Source organism: Bacillus sp. FSL M8-0256 (assembly GCF_038005765.1).
In the GTDB taxonomy this organism is placed as follows: domain Bacteria; phylum Bacillota; class Bacilli; order Bacillales; family Bacillaceae; genus Bacillus; species Bacillus safensis.
In genome coordinates this window covers 2,091,217-2,109,075 of the sequence record NZ_JBBOTU010000001.1, presented here as the reverse complement: position 1 = coordinate 2,109,075, position 17,859 = coordinate 2,091,217, and the positions used below count along the sequence as shown (strand labels likewise).

General features: G+C 41.3%; 20 protein-coding genes. 17 read left to right on the top strand and 3 right to left on the bottom strand.

Annotated features, from left to right (window positions below; translation table 11 throughout):
* Positions 1–64: 64 nt before the first annotated feature.
* The gene (metA, locus tag NSQ76_RS10600) at positions 65–973 is read right to left on the bottom strand and encodes a homoserine O-acetyltransferase MetA (RefSeq protein WP_024428133.1); all 909 of its coding nucleotides are present in this window, start codon (positions 971–973) and stop codon (positions 65–67) included.
* 139 nt (positions 974–1,112) lie between these two features.
* On the opposite strand from metA, the gene NSQ76_RS10595 reads away from it, so the two are divergent.
* The 12 genes from NSQ76_RS10595 (at position 1,113) to NSQ76_RS10540 (ending at position 11,984) form a co-directional block, all read left to right on the top strand.
* Positions 1,113–2,795: a formate--tetrahydrofolate ligase gene (locus tag NSQ76_RS10595; RefSeq protein ID WP_034623504.1), complete on the top strand. Its 1,683-nt coding sequence runs from the start codon at positions 1,113–1,115 to the stop codon at positions 2,793–2,795.
* A 74-nt stretch (positions 2,796–2,869) separates the two neighbouring features.
* Complete coding sequence (locus NSQ76_RS10590) at positions 2,870–3,352, top strand: glutathione peroxidase (RefSeq protein ID WP_034623505.1); 483 nt, start codon at positions 2,870–2,872, stop codon at positions 3,350–3,352.
* Between the two features lie 13 nt (positions 3,353–3,365).
* Complete coding sequence (locus tag NSQ76_RS10585) at positions 3,366–3,977, top strand: HD domain-containing protein (RefSeq protein ID WP_235183632.1); 612 nt, start codon at positions 3,366–3,368, stop codon at positions 3,975–3,977.
* A 30-nt stretch (positions 3,978–4,007) separates the two neighbouring features.
* Positions 4,008–5,144 (top strand): conserved virulence factor C family protein, encoded by a 1,137-nt coding sequence (locus tag NSQ76_RS10580; RefSeq protein WP_025093098.1) that lies wholly within the window; start codon positions 4,008–4,010, stop codon positions 5,142–5,144.
* 307 nt (positions 5,145–5,451) lie between these two features.
* On the top strand, positions 5,452–7,128 hold the full coding sequence (gene ilvD, locus NSQ76_RS10575) for a dihydroxy-acid dehydratase (protein WP_024422739.1): 1,677 nt from the start codon (positions 5,452–5,454) through the stop codon (positions 7,126–7,128).
* A gap of 81 nt (positions 7,129–7,209) precedes the next feature.
* Positions 7,210–7,644, top strand: coding sequence for a BrxA/BrxB family bacilliredoxin (locus NSQ76_RS10570; protein WP_024422738.1), 435 nt, complete (start codon positions 7,210–7,212; stop codon positions 7,642–7,644).
* A 66-nt stretch (positions 7,645–7,710) separates the two neighbouring features.
* The gene (locus tag NSQ76_RS10565) at positions 7,711–8,499 is read left to right on the top strand and encodes a class I SAM-dependent methyltransferase (RefSeq protein WP_268487249.1); all 789 of its coding nucleotides are present in this window, start codon (positions 7,711–7,713) and stop codon (positions 8,497–8,499) included.
* A gap of 298 nt (positions 8,500–8,797) precedes the next feature.
* Entirely contained in the window at positions 8,798–9,415 is a 618-nt protein-coding gene (locus NSQ76_RS10560) for a YpjP family protein (RefSeq protein WP_034623509.1), read from the top strand.
* An 18-nt stretch (positions 9,416–9,433) separates the two neighbouring features.
* Positions 9,434–9,961, top strand: a complete 528-nt coding sequence (locus NSQ76_RS10555; protein WP_024428140.1) for a phosphatidylglycerophosphatase A family protein — start codon at positions 9,434–9,436, stop codon at positions 9,959–9,961.
* Between the two features lie 103 nt (positions 9,962–10,064).
* The gene (locus tag NSQ76_RS10550) at positions 10,065–10,859 is read left to right on the top strand and encodes a thymidylate synthase (RefSeq protein ID WP_024422734.1); all 795 of its coding nucleotides are present in this window, start codon (positions 10,065–10,067) and stop codon (positions 10,857–10,859) included.
* The gene (locus NSQ76_RS10545; RefSeq protein ID WP_024422733.1) at positions 10,856–11,341 is read left to right on the top strand and encodes a dihydrofolate reductase; all 486 of its coding nucleotides are present in this window, start codon (positions 10,856–10,858) and stop codon (positions 11,339–11,341) included. Before NSQ76_RS10550 ends, NSQ76_RS10545 begins: the two co-directional genes overlap by 4 nt.
* Positions 11,342–11,360: 19 nt before the next feature.
* Positions 11,361–11,984, top strand: a complete 624-nt coding sequence (locus tag NSQ76_RS10540; protein WP_171464335.1) for a lysophospholipid acyltransferase family protein — start codon at positions 11,361–11,363, stop codon at positions 11,982–11,984.
* A gap of 39 nt (positions 11,985–12,023) precedes the next feature.
* Here NSQ76_RS10540 and trhA read toward each other — a convergent pair whose 3' ends face one another.
* On the bottom strand, positions 12,024–12,662 hold the full coding sequence (trhA, locus tag NSQ76_RS10535) for a PAQR family membrane homeostasis protein TrhA (protein WP_024422731.1): 639 nt from the start codon (positions 12,660–12,662) through the stop codon (positions 12,024–12,026).
* Between the two features lie 14 nt (positions 12,663–12,676).
* The gene (locus tag NSQ76_RS10530; RefSeq protein WP_208946494.1) at positions 12,677–13,645 is read right to left on the bottom strand and encodes a sigma 54-interacting transcriptional regulator; all 969 of its coding nucleotides are present in this window, start codon (positions 13,643–13,645) and stop codon (positions 12,677–12,679) included.
* A gap of 180 nt (positions 13,646–13,825) precedes the next feature.
* On the opposite strand from NSQ76_RS10530, the gene ilvA reads away from it, so the two are divergent.
* The 5 genes from ilvA (at position 13,826) to NSQ76_RS10505 (ending at position 17,856) form a co-directional block, all read left to right on the top strand.
* Positions 13,826–15,094 (top strand): threonine ammonia-lyase IlvA, encoded by a 1,269-nt coding sequence (gene ilvA, locus NSQ76_RS10525; protein WP_025093104.1) that lies wholly within the window; start codon positions 13,826–13,828, stop codon positions 15,092–15,094.
* A 36-nt stretch (positions 15,095–15,130) separates the two neighbouring features.
* Positions 15,131–15,382: a YpmP family protein gene (locus NSQ76_RS10520; RefSeq protein ID WP_024422728.1), complete on the top strand. Its 252-nt coding sequence runs from the start codon at positions 15,131–15,133 to the stop codon at positions 15,380–15,382.
* Between the two features lie 187 nt (positions 15,383–15,569).
* Positions 15,570–16,412, top strand: coding sequence for a DegV family protein (locus tag NSQ76_RS10515; protein ID WP_024422727.1), 843 nt, complete (start codon positions 15,570–15,572; stop codon positions 16,410–16,412).
* Between the two features lie 22 nt (positions 16,413–16,434).
* Positions 16,435–17,025 carry an SCO family protein gene (locus tag NSQ76_RS10510; protein WP_024422726.1) on the top strand — a complete coding sequence of 197 codons (591 nt, stop codon included), beginning with the start codon at positions 16,435–16,437 and terminating at the stop codon, positions 17,023–17,025.
* Between the two features lie 69 nt (positions 17,026–17,094).
* The gene (locus tag NSQ76_RS10505; protein ID WP_224426673.1) at positions 17,095–17,856 is read left to right on the top strand and encodes an SGNH/GDSL hydrolase family protein; all 762 of its coding nucleotides are present in this window, start codon (positions 17,095–17,097) and stop codon (positions 17,854–17,856) included.
* Positions 17,857–17,859: the final 3 nt, after the last annotated feature.

Below are 17,859 nucleotides of genomic sequence, written 5' to 3'. Positions count from 1 at the left end.
TGGAAGACAGAGCCATTTGTATTTTAACACATTTTGACGATTTATCATCAGACCACAGTCTATTTTATTCCCAAACGTATGGTGTTTCTTGATAAACATAATAATTAAGCCAATTCATAAACAATAAGGTTGCATGGGCTTTCCAGCGATTTACTGGGATTAATGTGTCACCATCTTCTATAAAATAGTGGACAGGTTTTTGGACTGTATCATGTTTCAACAAATCTCTTTCATATTCCTGCATCAATGTATCTGTATCATATTCAGGATGTCCAGTTAAAAATACTTGTTTATCATCATCTGAAACAATTAAACAAACACCCGCTTCTTCAGACATACTCAAGACTTTCAAATTCGGCGTGTTTTTTAATTGTTCTGTATTAATATCTGTATGCCTAGAATGTGGGACATAGTATACTTCATCAAAACCTCTGACTAATCTTTCTTTTTTCTCTTTCACAATATGCTCAAATACGCCAAATTTTTTCTCAGGAAGCTTGATTTTTTCAATCCCGTAATGGTGATATAAACCTGCCTGTGCACCCCAGCAAATATGAAGGGTAGACGTCACATTGGTTTTACTCCAGTCCAAAATGTCCTGCAGCTCTTTCCAATAAGAAACTTCTTCAAAAGGTAAGTGCTCGATTGGTGCGCCAGTGATGATCATTCCATCAAATTTTTTATGGCGAATCGATTCAAAGGTCGTATAAAATTCATCTAGATGCTCTCTCGACGTATTCTTCGGTGTATGTGTACTTGGAATCAAAAACGTAAAGTACACTTGTAAAGGAGAATTTCCGAGCATTCTCAGCAGCTGCGTTTCAGTTTGTATTTTTTTTGGCATTAAATTTAAGATCACGATATTCAAAGGACGGATATCTTGCTTGAATGCCCTTGTCTCATCCATGACGAAAATATTTTCGCTCTCTAGTATTTGTTTTGCCGGCAGATGAACTGGTATGTTAATAGGCAACTCGCCACCCCCTGAACCAAAGCTAATTTCACTTCATTATAGGAACTTTCTGGCGATATTTCAATGTTTCAATTATGTTACAATGAAAAATAGAGCAAAAAAGAATGCTGTTTCTGTAAAAAAAGGAGGCCGTTTTGTTATGATCACAAAGCATTTATCAGATATTGACATTGCCCAAAAGGCTAAGCTGAGACCGATTCAAGACATCGCAGCAAAGCTGCAAATACATGACGAAGAATTAGAATGCTATGGTTTCACAAAAGCGAAAATTTCTTTGACTATTTTTGACCGTTTAAAGAAACAAAAAGAAGGACACGTGATTCTTGTCACTTCGATTAACCCTACGCCAGCAGGTGAGGGGAAATCCACCGTAACTGTCGGCCTTGGTCAAGCCTTCGAAAAAATTGGCAAAAAAGCGATCATTGCGATGCGTGAGCCATCATTAGGTCCTACAATGGGGATTAAAGGCGGAGCAGCGGGCGGAGGATATTCACAGGTGCTGCCAATGGAAGAAATCAATCTTCATTTCACAGGGGATTTTCATGCCATTACATCTGCACATAACGCCTTATCTGCATTTATTGATAACCACATCCATCACGGAAATGAACTCGGCATCGACACGCGGCGCATTGTGTGGAAGCGGGTGCTTGATTTAAACGATCGTGCATTAAGACAGGTCGTTGTCGGACTTGGCGGTCAGTTAAATGGGTATCCTAGAGAAGACGGATTTGATATTACAGTGGCTTCCGAAATGATGGCGATCCTCTGTTTAGCAGAAGACTTAAACGACTTAAAAAAACGTCTTTCTTCTATTGTTGTTGCCTATAATCAAGAAGGCGAGCCAGTCACAGTGGGAGCACTTGGATATGAAGGTGTTCTGACGCTACTTTTAAAAGACGCACTCAAACCGAACCTTGTTCAAACGATTGAAGGAACCCCAGCCCTTGTCCATGGCGGTCCTTTTGCTAATATTGCACATGGATGTAATAGTTTAATTGCAACCAAAATGGCAGCAAAATTAGCTGATTATGTTGTTACAGAAGCTGGATTTGGTGCAGACCTTGGAGCAGAAAAGTTCCTGCACATTAAAACAAGAGCTGGTGATTTCAAACCTAGTGCAGTTGTCATTGTGGCAACAGTGAGAGCATTAAAGATGCATGGCGGAATGAAGAAAACCGAACTCAAAGAAGAGAATGCACACGCCGTATTAGAAGGTATACATAATTTAGAAAAGCATATTGAAACCGTGCAAGCTTTTGGTCTTCCATATATTGTGGCGGTAAACCGGTTTATAACGGATACAAAAGAAGAGATTCAAGCGATAGAAGATTGGTGCGGCAAACATGGCCATCCAGTCAAAGCCGTGAATGTATGGGAAGAAGGAGGAGAAGGCGGGACAGCTCTTGCCGAGGAACTAGCAGCACTCATTGAAAAGAAAAAGAACAACTTTACCTATTTGTATGAAGAGAACGATTCCATCGAAGAAAAGTTATCTAAAGTAGCCAAAGTGGTTTACGGGGCAGATGGGGTCACGTTCACAACTAAAGTAAGAAAGCAGCTGGCTGCCATTGAGGAAAACGGCTGGGCTCATTTACCGGTTTGTATGGCAAAAACACAATATTCTCTTTCAGATGATCCAGCTTTAATCGGCAGACCTAAAGGCTTTACCATTACGATTCGAGAGTTAAAGCCATCTGTAGGAGCAGGGTTTATTGTAGCCTTAACCGGAAGCATTTTGACAATGCCTGGCTTACCTAAAAAACCTGCGGCTCTCGAAATGGATTTATTAGAAGACGGCAGTGTGACAGGACTCTTTTAAACGGGAGCATAAAAAGCGATTTTCTAAAAGAAGCATGTTACGATAGGAAAAAGTGAATCCTAGGAGGCTATGAGATGTCAATTTATGATATTCAGGTCAAGACCATTAACGGTCAGGAAAAATCGATGGCAGATTACAAAGGAAAAGTGCTCATTATTGTAAACACAGCAAGCAAATGTGGACTGACTCCTCAATTTAAACAATTACAAGAGCTATATGATCAATATCATGAAAAGGGCCTTGAAATTTTAGGATTTCCGTGTAATCAATTTATGAACCAAGAGCCAGAAGGAGAAGAAGCCATTCAAGAGTTCTGTTCTTTGAATTATGGAGTGACCTTCCCTATGTTTGCGAAAGTAGATGTCAATGGCGAAGAGGCGCACCCGCTGTTCAAGTATTTAACAAGTGAAGCGAAAGGTGTGCTTGGGACAAAAACAGTGAAATGGAATTTCACCAAATTTATCGTGGACCAAAACGGAGAAGTCACTGAACGATTCTCTCCGAAAACACCACCAAAAGAATTAGAAAGCTCAATCATTGCTCTGCTTAACAAATAAGATGGTGACAGTCATGCAACGAAAACAATTGGAGGCAGCAGCCTCCTTTGTTTCAGACAGGCTGAAGAATGAACCGACTGGACACGATGCGGCTCATGTTGCTCGTGTGCGTCAGCTTGCCGTTCGTATTGCAAATCAGGAAGGCGGCTCTCTTTTTATCATCGAAATGGCAGCGATTGTACATGATGTCATTGATGAAAAGCTGTCAAGTGAATGGAAGGTCACTGAAAAGCAGCTTGAGCATCAGCTCCTTTTGTGGGAATTGGACACGCGGGATATCCGCTATATCATGGACATCATTACAACGATGTCTTTTCGTCATCGGCATAAGCAGTTTAGGCCAATGACGTTAGAAGGGGCCATTGTTCAAGATGCGGATAGGCTGGATGCGATAGGTGCAAGCGGTATCGCTAGAGTGTTTACGTATGCTGGCGCTACAGGTGAGCCCCATTATACAGAGGACACGCAGCAGAGCTCTGTGCTAAAGCATATGGAAGAAAAACTGCTCAAATTAAAAGACTTGATGAACACTCATGCAGGAAAGCAGCTTGCTGATGAGCGGCATGAATTGATGAGTTTATTTATCAAGAAGTGGAAAGAAGAATGTGGCCTTACAGATGAGTAGGGTCTTTATGTGTGTAAGGAGGATATATCAATGAAAATAACAGCAATAGAGCCAACGCCAAGTCCGAATACCATGAAGGTGATTTTGACAGAAGCACTTGCCGGCGGTAAAAGCAACAACTACAAAAAGGATCAAAAAGACGAAGCACCAGAAATGATCAAGCGTATTTTAAGCATTGAAGGTGTAAAAGGGGTTTATCATGTTGCAGATTTCTTAGCAGTTGAGCGAAATGCAAAGTTTGACTGGCAGGGTATTTTACAACAGGTCAGAGAAGCCTTTGGACAAGAAACAGAAGGTCTTCAGGAAGGATCGCAGTCAGGCGATGACACATTTGGTGAAGTGAAAGTGTTTGTCCAAATGTTTAATGGGATTCCAATGCAGGTCAAACTGTCAGATGGTGAAAGAGAAGAACGGTTTGGCATGCCTGAACGTTTTCAAGCAGCCATTTTAAAGCTTAGAAGCAGCTCAGACAATGTCGTGTTTGAACGTGTGTGGAAAGAACACGGCGTTCGTTTTGGAGAATTTGCTGATATCGGTCAGGAAGTCACAGAGGAGCTGCAAGCAGCCTATGATGACGAGCGTTTAGCCCGATTAACAGAGGCGGTTAAAGAAGGTCAGGAAGCTGTAGATAGACAGGTGAACCGAAAGGCATATGATGTAACAGAAGAGATGCTGCAAGAGGAAGATTGGAAAAAACGTTTTGCCCATTTAGAGCAAATGCAGCCAGAGCTAAAGGACATACCTGTTTTAATGAAAGCAATGGAGGATCCAAAAACATCTATTCGCAGACAAGCCGTTGTGAATGCTGGCATGATTGAAGATCCTGCCATTCTGCCTATTTTATATAAGGGGCTCGAAGACAAAACAGTGACGGTCCGCAGAACGGCTGGCGACTGTATTTCTGACCTTGGGGACCCAAGTGCTATCGAAGCCATGATCGCAGCATTAAAGGACCCGAGTAAGCTCGTCCGCTGGCGTGCAGCTATGTTCCTTTATGAAGAAGGGGACGAAACGGCACTTGAAGCATTAAAAGAAGCAGAGCAAGACCCTGAGTTTGAAGTCAGTCTTCAAGTGAAAATGGCGATTGAGCGCATTGAGCATGGAGAAGAAGCAAAAGGCTCAGTATGGAAGCAAATGACAGAAAGTAGAAAGAATGCATCAGAATGATGAGAAAGAAGAACAAGCTGCCAATGAAAAGCAGCTTGTTTTTCTAAAAACGATAGACAGAAAAATTTTTTTAGAAAAATTATTTTGAATATTGTTGAAATATGCGAAAAAACTCTATATAGTAGTACCAATATAGAATATTGGAGGTCAGATTTTATGACACGAACCTTGCTGAGCGCTTGCTTCAGCAGCCATGTTAGTCATCAGTCATTCATAGGTGGCTAAATAAACAGAAAATTTGTAAAATAAAATCAACTCAAAATCATGCAGTCAACAAGACTTGTAGTATAGGAGGCTTTTTAAACAGATGGCAGAACTACGCAGTAATATGATTAAACAAGGAATCGACAGAGCACCTCACCGAAGCTTGCTAAGAGCGGCGGGGGTAAAGGATGAGGATTTCGGCAAGCCATTTATTGCCGTATGTAATTCCTATATTGATATTGTCCCAGGACATGTCCATCTTCAGGAATTCGGGAAGATTGTGAAGGAAGCCATTCGTGAAGCTGGCGGGGTTCCATTTGAATTCAATACGATTGGCGTCGATGATGGAATTGCCATGGGTCATATCGGGATGAGATATTCATTGCCAAGCCGTGAAATCATTGCGGACTCTGTGGAAACCGTTGTATCTGCTCATTGGTTTGATGGAATGGTTTGTATTCCTAACTGCGATAAAATCACACCAGGAATGATGATGGCAGCGATGCGCGTGAATATCCCGACTGTCTTTGTGAGCGGGGGACCGATGGAAGCGGGTAGAACAAGTGATGGCAGAAAAATTTCTCTTTCTTCTGTATTTGAAGGCGTTGGTGCATACCAGTCAGGTAAAATCAATGAAGAGGAATTAAATGAATTAGAGCAGTTTGGCTGTCCAACCTGCGGATCTTGTTCAGGTATGTTTACAGCTAACTCAATGAACTGTTTAGCGGAAGCACTCGGGATCGCTCTTCCTGGAAATGGAACGATTTTGGCGACATCACCAGAACGAAGAGAATTTGCGAAGAAGTCTGCAAAACAACTCATGGAGCTCATCAAAAAAGATATTAAACCACGGGATATTGTCACTGAAAAAGCAATTGATAATGCATTTGCATTAGATATGGCACTTGGTGGTTCAACCAATACCGTTCTTCACACATTGGCGATTGCGAATGAAGCAGGTGTTGAATATTCACTTGAACGTATCAATGAAGTAGCAGAACGTGTGCCTCATTTATCAAAACTTGCTCCAGCTTCAGACGTTTATATTGAGGATTTACATGAAGCAGGCGGCGTTACAGCAGCACTAAATGAATTGTCTAAAAAAGAAGGAGCTCTTCATTTAGATACAATGACCGTCACTGCGAAAACGCTTGGCGAGAACATTGCGGGGCATGAGGTAAAAGATTATAACGTCATTTATCCAATTGACAAGCCATTTACTGAAAAAGGCGGCTTAGCCGTTTTATTTGGAAACCTTGCGCCAGATGGAGCCATCATTAAAACGGGCGGGGTACAAGACGGGATCACACGCCACGAGGGACCTGCCATCGTATTTGAATCCCAAGAAGAAGCCCTTGAAGGTATCATTAATAGAAAAGTAGAAGCAGGACATGTTGTCATCATTCGCTACGAAGGACCTAAAGGCGGACCTGGCATGCCTGAAATGCTTGCACCTACTTCACAAATTGTCGGCATGGGACTTGGACCAAAGGTTGCTTTAATTACAGACGGACGTTTTTCCGGCGCTTCTCGCGGATTGTCTATTGGACACGTCTCTCCAGAGGCAGCTGAAGGCGGCCCGCTTGCCTTTGTTGAAAATGGTGACCATGTCGTTGTCGATATCGAGCAGCGCATTTTAAGCGTAGATGTTCCAGAGGAAGAATGGGAAAGAAGAAAAGCAAACTGGAAAGGCTTTGAGCCAAAAGTAAAAACGGGTTATCTTGCTAGATATTCAAAACTTGTGACATCAGCCAATACAGGCGGCATTATGAAAATTTAATCTGATATCGAACATTTGAAAATTGGCTCTCTCTATAGTATCCTTTATTCACAACATAAGGATTATAGAGGGGGCTTTTTTATGTCAATGGCATATGAAGAATATATGCGCCAGCTCGTTGTACCGATGCGTCAAGAGCTGACAAGTGCAGGATTTCAAGAACTAACAACGGAAGAAGAAGTAGAACAAACGATGCAAGAAGCAGAAGGAACGACATTTGTCGTTGTCAATTCTGTATGCGGGTGCGCTGCCGGCTTAGCACGCCCAGCTGCTACACAAGCTGTGATGAAGGCAGAAAAAACACCAGATCGAATTGTCACAGTTTTTGCTGGTCAGGACAGGGAAGCAACGGCAAAAATGAGAGAATACTTCACAGGGGAAGAGCCATCGTCTCCATCTATGGCACTTTTAAAAGGAAATGAACTCGTTCATTTTATTCCGCGTGACGAAATTGAAGGTCATGAAATGGAAGACATCATGAACAATGTCTTATCTGCATTCGAAAAACATTGCTAATACACATGTTGAAATGTCCTGTAAACAAATCAGGGCATTTTTTCTTGATCATGATGGAGGAACCGCATGCTTATCACAACAAGCTTTAGAGCAAATGAACAAACAATTGAAACAGCAAAAGCCCTTGCAGAGGATTTACATGGTGAGTATGTTGAAAGGCGCAAACAATCTGTCAAGCAGCTTGCGATGAAACGAGGAGATGTCCTTGTTGTGGGGAAGGAAAGATTCGAATGGTATCAGCCAAATGGTGAAAAGTTCTTCTTCCATCCAAGCTCAGCGATGTTCAGGGTGAAGCGGCTCATGCGCGGAGAAAAGGATCCTTTAATCGAAGCCACGCAGCTTCGGCCAGGCGATTCCTTTTTAGATTGTACGCTTGGTCTAGGATCAGATGCCATTACAGCCAGCTTGCGAGTAGGTCCGAATGGAAGGGTCATTGGTATCGAAAAGAATCCCATGACAGCATTGTTAGTCCGAGAAGGATTAAACACATGGGAGACAGGGGTAAGAGAGGCAGATGAAGCGATGAAACGGATATCTGTTGTAAGTGGAGACAGTATCGAGCAGCTAAAAAAGCTCTCTGATGAATCAATTGATGTCGTCTATTTTGACCCGATGTTTGAGGAGGCGATTCAAGAATCTGCAAGTATCGCCCCGCTCCGTCATGCGGCAGAGCACTACTTTGACCACGAAACAGCCGTCCAAGAAGCGCTGAGAGTGGCGAGAAAAAGAGTGGTTTTAAAAGATCATTGGAAAAGCACCCGATTTCTAGCAGACTCCTATCAATTTCACGTTTTAAAACGAAAAACAGCCCAATTTCATTATGGATATATTGAGAAAGAAAAAAGCCCTCGCTAAAGGTTCAGCTGTGCAGACAATTCTTTTTAATTCCTTGTCAAGCATCTAAAAAAGCCCTTATTCAGGGCTTTTAATCTGTAATCTCCATATAGACAAAATAAAATAATGTCAGCAAGGAAGCCGTAATAAAAAAACCTTCAAGCATACCCATTCCTCCCAAATTTTAGTCGCCTTTACTGCCATTGTAAACGTTTTATTATAAAAAAGAAAGTCTCAAATCGGTGACCAAATTGAATGACTGAAAATTCATTATATGCTAGAATAGCAGTATGATAACTTATGGAAGGAATTAGATATCATGAAGATGTGGATGAGAAAAACGCTTGTTGTGCTCTTTACGATTGCAACTTTTGGTTTAGTCTCTCCTCCGTCGGCTTTGATGACAGACAAGCCCTCTGAACTTTCTTCATCTGATAAAACGCCTTATACAGCTGTTTATGATACATCAGATGAATTGCGCAGCTGGGAACTAACGCAAGAGGAAAGCAAAGAGCAGATAGACCCCTTTGAGCAATATAAGCAAGAGGTGCTGTCAAGTGCAGAAAATCAATCCTTTCTCAAATTTGGCCGTAAAATCACACCTGTCATTGAGGACGAGTACAGAGAAGAAATTCAGCCGAAGATTGAACAAGTGTTAACCGACTATTTAACAAATTTCAAAGATGACGAAAAATTTCAAGATGTTGTGATAACTGATCAGCCTTCAAGCGGAAATGGCGAAAAAATCTTCCACATTTACAACCGCAAGACTGGAGAAGATTTGCTCCGTTTTCATGTCAGAAGAGATCAGCCGCCTCACAGCGGATATTGGTTTAACTTTCATTACCATACAGCAGAAGATGGATTCCAGACGCATCATGAACTCGGTAATATTTACTGGGATAAAAACACCCCACCGAGCTGGATGAGCCACTAGAAGGAGATGTCATGCCAATTGAAAAAATATACAATGAACGAAATGGTGCAGATTACAAAACAAATGTTAAACGATCGCGGAGTGAAAATTGAAGATATCGCACACATTGTGCTGAAGCTCCAAGAAAAATATCATCCAAACCTTCCACTTAGTGTCTGTATTGAAAATGTTGAAAAAGTGCTGAATAAAAGAGAAATTGTCCATGCAGTTTTAACAGGACTTGCCCTTGATCAGCTGGCAGAAAAAAAGCTTTTGCCAGAACCTTTACAGCACTTAGTCGAAACAGATGAGCCGCTATATGGAATTGATGAGATTATTCCGCTTTCCATTGTCAATGTATATGGATCAATCGGTTTGACCAACTTCGGTTATTTAGATAAAGAGAAATTTGGTATTATTCGTGAATTAGATGAAGGTCGTCCAGGTGAAGTGCATACTTTCCTTGATGACCTAGTCGCTGCACTTGCTGCAGCAGCTGCAAGCCGCATTGCTCACTCACACCAAGATATTAAGGATGAAGAGCAGGAACGAGTGAATCAAGCATAAAAAGAAAAACATGTCTGCTCATCATGCAGGCATGTTTTTTTGGTTTCAAGAAAAGCTGAAATAAGGTAAACTACAACAAGAACATAAATAAAGGATGAAAAAAATGAAACAATACAAAGAGTTATGCCGTCATGTATTACAGCACGGGGATGAAAAAGGTGACAGAACGGGTACAGGTACAATCAGCACGTTCGGTTACCAGATGAGATTTGATTTACAGGAAGGGTTTCCTCTTTTAACCACAAAGAAATTACACCTGAAATCAATCATTCATGAGTTGCTTTGGTTTTTAAAAGGTGATACAAATGTCAAATATCTTCAAGAAAATGGTGTCCGGATTTGGAACGAATGGGCAGATGAAAATGGAGAGCTGGGCCGTGTATACGGGGCGCAGTGGAGATCATGGGCGAGCGGAGACGGCGAGACAGTGGATCAGATCGCAAAGCTGATTCATGATATTGAGCACAACCCGAATTCAAGACGACTGATCGTCAGTGCTTGGAACCCGGGGGAAATTGATCAAATGGCGCTGCCTCCTTGTCATTGTCTGTTTCAATTTTACGTATCAAACGGGAAGCTTTCCTGCCAGCTATATCAAAGATCGGCAGATATCTTTTTAGGCGTGCCATTTAATATCGCTTCATATGCTCTTCTAACGATGATGATTGCCAAAGTCACAAATCTTGAGCCAGGAGAGTTTATTCATACACTCGGAGATGCTCATATTTACCAAAATCATCTTCCACAGGTGAAAATGCAGCTAGAGCGCGAGGAACGCACGCTTCCTACGCTTCGTATTACGAGAGATGTAAAAAGCATTTTTGATTTTACCTTTGATGATTTTGTGCTTGAGAACTATGATCCGCATCCGCATATTAAAGGAGAAGTCAGTGTATGATTTCCATGATTGTGGCGACAGGAGAAGACAGAGTCATTGGTCAAGATAATCAAATGCCTTGGCATTTACCAGCAGATTTAGCGTATTTTAAAAAAGTCACAGGCGGTCATACGATTGTCATGGGCAGAAAAACCTTTGAATCGATTGGACGAGCGCTGCCTAACCGCCGAAACATTGTGCTGACCACAAGTTCTTCTTTTAAAGCAGAAGGATGCGAGGTTGTTCATTCAATTGCTGACATTTTGGCAATTGCGGAAAGCGAGACAGAGCTATTTATCATTGGCGGGTCTAAGCTGTATGAAGAAATGATGCCATATGCGGATCGTCTCTATATCACGCACATTCACCATGCGTTTGAAGGAGACCGCTATTTCCCGTATTACAATGAAGATGAATGGACGATTGTATCACGCGAAAAAGGCCATCGTGACGAAAAGAACCCCTACAATTATGAATTTGTCGTCTATGACAAAAAAGGATAAGTGAGTAGGAGGAGTACGGTTGTTTCGTTATTGGTTTTTAACGATTTATGTTGTTGTATCCTTTTTAAAAAGTATGAGGCATTTGTACGATCATGAATTAACGGATCCACGCATTTCCTATACGAAACGAATGCATCTCATTCATGAGCATGCAAAAAGATTTGCCCGGGGATGTATTGATCAATCAGGATCAGTCATGACCATTCATCAGCAAAAAAAGCTGCCAGATGGCCCGGTTATTTATGTCACAAAAGAGCTGAATCCAGTCACGACGACATTATTGATCGGCCACCTAGAGAAGCCATTTGCTTTTATGGCAAAGCCGAAGCTCTTTCGGTATCCGATTTTAAAACAATGGCTCAAAAAAATGGCGGTCATTCATCAGAATCAAACGGATGAGGTCTTATTAGAAGAAGCAAAGGAAAGAATCATGTCTGGGCAGAGTATCTTGCTTTCAGAAGCATATCGTCACATTGCAGAGGCGCTTGCTGAAGAATACGATTGTCCGCTTGTACCGATTGAAACGAGTGGAACGGATCGTCTTTTAACTGGGAAGATCGTGAAAAGACTGCGCCCTGTTAATGTTGATATTCATATTAAAGCTCCTGTCATGATCAGTGATTACGCACAAAAGCGTGCATAGAAAAAACCAGCATCCGAATAGTGGATGCTGGTTTTTTTTTCATGCAGCAGGAACGTTCACACAATAGAATAAAATGCAGAAGAACATCGAGGCGCTGCCGCCGAGAACAAAGCTGTGCCAAATCGCATGATGATAGGGGATTTTCCGCCAAATATAAAAGATGGTTCCGACTGAATATAAAATGCCGCCTAACAGTAAGAGGCCAAATCCTGCACCTGTTAATTGGATATAAAGCGGTTTGATGGCAATGATGATCATCCAGCCCATTAATAAATAGACAAGGGTAGATACGATAATAAAGCGTTTGACGAAAAAGATTTTAAAGACAATCCCACCAGCAGCAAGCGCCCATACAATCGCAAGGAGTGTATAACCCAGTGCACCTTTTAGTGGTCCAAGTAAAAAGGGTGTATATGTACCAGCAATCAATACATAAATAGCCGAATGGTCGAGAATTTCAAAAATATCTTTTGTTTTTTGGTGCCGAATGCTATGAAGCAGGGTTGAGCTTAAATAGAGCAGCAGCATGGATGCACCAAATATCGAAAAGCTGATAATGTCTGTGACGGTGCCGTATTGAACAGCGAATAAGACGAGAAACACAATAGCTGGAATGGATAAAATAACACCAATGCCATGTGTAATGGCGTTTGCAATTTCTTCTTTTACAGTAAACAATGGATGTCCTCCTTTTATTGAACCGGTATATAACCATCAAGCGACTTCAGGAATGAAAGACCTTCAAGTGTAATCTTTGTTCCGGCCCTGCCTTTTCCTTTCGTCACGTATGCTTTTTTCTCAAGATCATCTAAGCGGTTTCGCACCTGCTGAGGGGTCAGCGGGATGTCTCCTTGTTTGCTTAATTCAGACAAGATACGCCTGCTGGCTGCTTCTCCTTTTTCATTGAGAGATTTAATGGCTTCCAGCAAGAAAACAAACTCTTGTTTTTCCATTAGTGTGAGCTGGTGTTCTTCCTTTTTACCTTTCACGGCTGAGGGAAGGGGTGCTAACACAAAGGGCGGTAAATGATGTAAAAATACCGTGTGGCCCTCGAGTATGGACGCAGCGTAATGAACAATATTTTTGAGTTCTTGGACATTTCCTTCAAATGGATACTGCTGCAAGGCTTCCCAAACACTTGGATCAATATCAGGTGCCATGTTCAGCTTTTGAAAGAAAGCATTTGTTAACACAGGAATATCTGTTTTTCGTTCGGCTAAAGCTGGAAGGGCCAAATGAAGAACATTCAGACGATAAAACAGCTCGGGTAAAAAGGTAGAAGAAACCCTGAGTGCCTCTATTGATAAAGACGAAGAAGCGATTACTTTTGTTGCAGGTGACGTTTCTAGAAAGTGAATGACCTGGTGCTGCATAGAAATACTTAATGCACCGATTTCATCTAAATAAAGAATTTGATTGTTTTTTTCTGTGAAGGCTTTCTGTAAGGTTTCTTCATTCAAGATGGGGCAATACATGTGTGTCAGTGATGCGTGTGGAACAGCTACGTTCGCCATTTCTTGGGCGAATAGCGTTTTGCCTGTGCCGATGTCTCCTGTTATCAAGACCGGCTGTTCGTTTTTCGAAAATTGTTTTGCGAGATGAATTGCATGCTTGATATCTTGATGATCTCCATAGATAGACGCGAATGATTGAGTGGCCATTGGGTGATTCCTTTCTTTGTGGTTCTAATTGGTTCAATTGTAACACCCAATTAAAACAAATGTACAGGAAAACGAAAAAGTTTATAAAATTTATGATGGATCGTGATCTATTGGTTTATTTTTTGAATATTCATGTTATAATGACAAATTAAATAAGGTTAAAGAGAAAGGATCTTGTACATGAAACCGTTGCTCAAAGAAAATACGCTAATTCAAGTGAAAGACATCTTAAAAGCCCATCAAAATTTGAAGGATGTAGTCATTCATACACCACTTCAAAAAAATGAGCGACTTTCTGAACGATATGAATGCAATGTCTACTTAAAAAGAGAGGATCTTCAAGTAGTTCGTTCCTTTAAATTAAGAGGCGCTTTTAATAAAATGAGCCAGCTTCCAAAAGATAAACTAGAAAATGGCATTGTCTGTGCAAGTGCTGGAAATCATGCGCAGGGTGTTGCCTATTCTTGTAAATATTTAGGCATCCACGGGAAAATCTTTATGCCTGCTACGACGCCAAGGCAAAAAGTATCACAAGTGGAGCTGTTCGGAAAAGAATATGTTGAAATTATCTTAACCGGAGATACGTTTGATGATTCATATCATGAAGCCGTAAAATGCGGAGATGAAGAGAAGCGCGAATTTATCCATCCGTTTGATGATCTGGATGTGATGGCAGGACAAGGAACGACTGCTGTCGAAATCTTAAATGATATCGAAGTGGAGCCTCACTTTTTATTTGCAAGTGTCGGAGGTGGAGGTCTGTTATCTGGTGTTGGTACATATATCAAAAATATCTCACCAGAAACCGAAATCATTGCAGTCGAACCGCTTGGCGCAGCTTCACTGCATGCCTCGCATGAGAAGGGCGAGGTTGTGACACTTGATTCGATTGATAAGTTTGTAGACGGAGCAGCGGTTCAGCGAATTGGCGAAAAGACGTTTACATCGCTTCAGTCTGTTGTCGATAAAATCAGTCTTGTACCAGAAGGGAAAGTATGTACAACGATTTTAGAGCTGTATAATCAATGTGCAATTGTAGCAGAACCGGCTGGCGCATTGCCGATCGCAGCATTAGATGCTCACCGCGAGGAGATCAAAGGGAAAAATGTTGTCTGTATTGTCAGTGGAGGAAATAATGACATCGGCAGAATGCAGGAAATCAAAGAACGCTCGATGATCTATGAAGGGCTTCAACATTACTTTATTGTCAATTTTCCGCAAAGAGCAGGAGCGCTTCGTGAATTTTTAGATGAAGTGTTAGGGCCAAATGATGATATCTCACGCTTTGAATATACGAAAAAGAATAACCGAAGCAAAGGTCCTGCGCTAGTCGGCATCGAATTGAAAGAAAGAGATGACTATGCAGCGCTGATTGAGCGGATGGATAAAAAAGGATTCCACTATGTTGAAGTGAATAAAGATCAAGATTTATTCCACCTATTTATTTAGGCTTAACAGATAATTGGAAAAGAGGATTGATCGTTTGTGCTGCTCAAAACAATATGTTTTAGACGGATGGATGGAGCTCAGATCAAGGTAACAGAAGTCCCTGTTCTAAAGGGAGATGAGACGTATCGTTTCATGCTCACCTTTAGACTTGAAGCTTTCTTGAAAAAAGTCTATGTATCTAAAGGAAAGAGAGCTGTGTACTCTTTCAGAGAGGATGTGAAACGTAACGTCAAGTGGAGCACATATGAACAGATCTATCAGGAGCCTACACTGAAACACAATGCGTAAGCAGAAATCTTTGTCAAAAGGGGGAAGCAGCCATTTTGAAATGGCAGCTGCTCAGTTTGGCAAGGATTTTTTTCATGACAAGAAGAAAATGTGACAATTTCCAAAACGTTAGGTCAGTTGTTTTCAAGTGTGCAGGAAATAAGGTAATATCATAAGTAAAGACTAAGACAGCAAGGATGAGACGATAGTGAAACAAATTAAAATTGTAACAGATTCAACTGTGGACCTTCCGCAAGAAAAAATCAATGATCTTTCCATTCACGTGATTCCGCTCAATATCTCCATTTCTGGAGTTGATTATATTGACCGAGTGAATATACAGCCAGATGAATTTATTGAAAAAATGGAGGCCGCTGAGGAACTGCCGAAAACGTCTCAACCTGCGATCGGTCAATTCGTCGAATTATATGAAAAGCTGACGGCAGATGGAAGCGAAGTGATCAGTATCCATTTAACTGGTGGAATGAGTGGTACTGTTCAAACTGCTGAAAGCGCTTCGAAAATGGTAGATGGAAATATCACGGTGATTGATTCGAATTTTATTTCCTATGGATTAGGATTTCAAGTCATCAAAGCAGCAGAACTAGCCAAAAAGGGTGCAAGCCGTGAAGATATTATCACAGAATTAGATAAAATCCGTCATCAAACAAAGCTATATGTCACGATCGATACATTAGAAAATCTCGTCAAAGGCGGCAGAATTGGAAGAGGAAAGGCGCTCATCGGCTCACTTCTTCACATCAAACCTATTGCCAGCTTAACAGACGGGGTATATACGCCAGAAGCGAATGTGAGAAGCTACTCTGCGCTTGTCCGCCATCTGACAAAACAGTATGTACAGGCGGTGAAGGGAAAAACAGTTCAAGCCATTGGGATCGCACATGCAGATGCATTAGAACTCGCTGAAAAGCTAAAAAAAGCGCTGCTTGATCACACACCTGAAGCACTGATTGACATCGCCTACACAACACCGATTATTTCGTGTCATACTGGAAAGGGCGCAATAGGCTTTACTTTTTATACCGATTGATAGAAAAGGGGATGGACATATCATGTATAGAAAAAGGGGAGCCTTACTTGGTGCGCTTATGATGGTAAGCGTGCTTCTTTTAGTCTCATGTTCAAATGGACAAATCAAGGATGCTTTAAATTATCAAATAGAGCCGTTTGAGTTTGAAAACCAAGATGGCCAAAAGGTGTCATTGGATGATTTGAAGGGGAAAGTATGGGTCGCTGATTTTATTTTCACAAGCTGTGAAACGATTTGTCCGCCGATGACTGCTCATATGACAGAGCTGCAAAAACGGTTAAAAGAAGAAAAATTGGATGCGCATATCATTTCCTTTAGCGTGGACCCAGAGGTCGATTCACCGAAAAAGCTAAAGGAATTTGCAAAAGCCTATCCATTGTCCTTTAAAAATTGGGATTTTCTCACTGGGTATTCACAGTCAGAAATTGAAAAATTCGCAATGAAAAGTTTTAAAACCATTGTAAAAAAACCTGAAGATGAAGACCAAGTGATTCATCAGTCCCTGTTTTTCCTTGTCAATCAAGATGGGAAAGTGATGAAAAACTATGATGGGGTGCAAAACACACCTTATGATGACATCATCAAGGACATCAAAACGCTGAACCGAAGCTAGCATAAGGATGTTCAAATGGGCGAAAACATGATACACTTTTTTAATCAGAAAAAGGAGGGACATCATCGTTTGAAGGCTCGTTTGATTTTGATTGTGATGTCTCTAGCTTTTGTTCTTTCTGCATGTTCCGCGCAAGAGGCTGGCATAAAGGATAAACTAGAAGACACACCAAAAGTAAAAGAACATATTACCATCGCAGCGGTTGGAGATTCCTTAACAGAAGGAATCGGAGATCAAGATAAAAAAGGCTATGCAGGCATGACTCGTGACAAGATAGAAGCAGTGGACGGCGTGCAGTCTGTCACATTAAAAAACTATGCCATTAAAGGCAGTAGAACAGTAGATTTATTAAAAAGATTAAAAGAAAAAAAGGTGCAGGACGGACTGAAAGACGCTGACTATATTTTCTTTACGATCGGCGGGAATGATCTCATGCATGTTGTCCGTCAAAATGTGCTTAATTTGACGTTTGCTCCTTTTCAAAAAGAGCAGGGTCCTTTTGAAGAGCGCTTTAAAACCATTCTTGCTCAACTGAGAGAACAGAATGCTCATGCGAAAATCATGTATGTCAGCATGTACAATCCTTTTAAATTCAGTTTGTCTGAGCTGCGAGATATTGATGAAGTCGTTCAAGACTGGAATGCCGCTGCCAAAAAGGAACTCAAAAAAGACGGCAATGCGGATATGGTCAATGTAGCAGATTTATTTGAAGAAGGTTCTGATGAAAAATTACTGGCAGAAGATGATTTCCACCCAAACCAAAAGGGGTACTCTCTTATGGCAAATCGTTTATTCTCCGAAGTGAAAAAAGAAGGACTGCCGAAGGAATAGGGT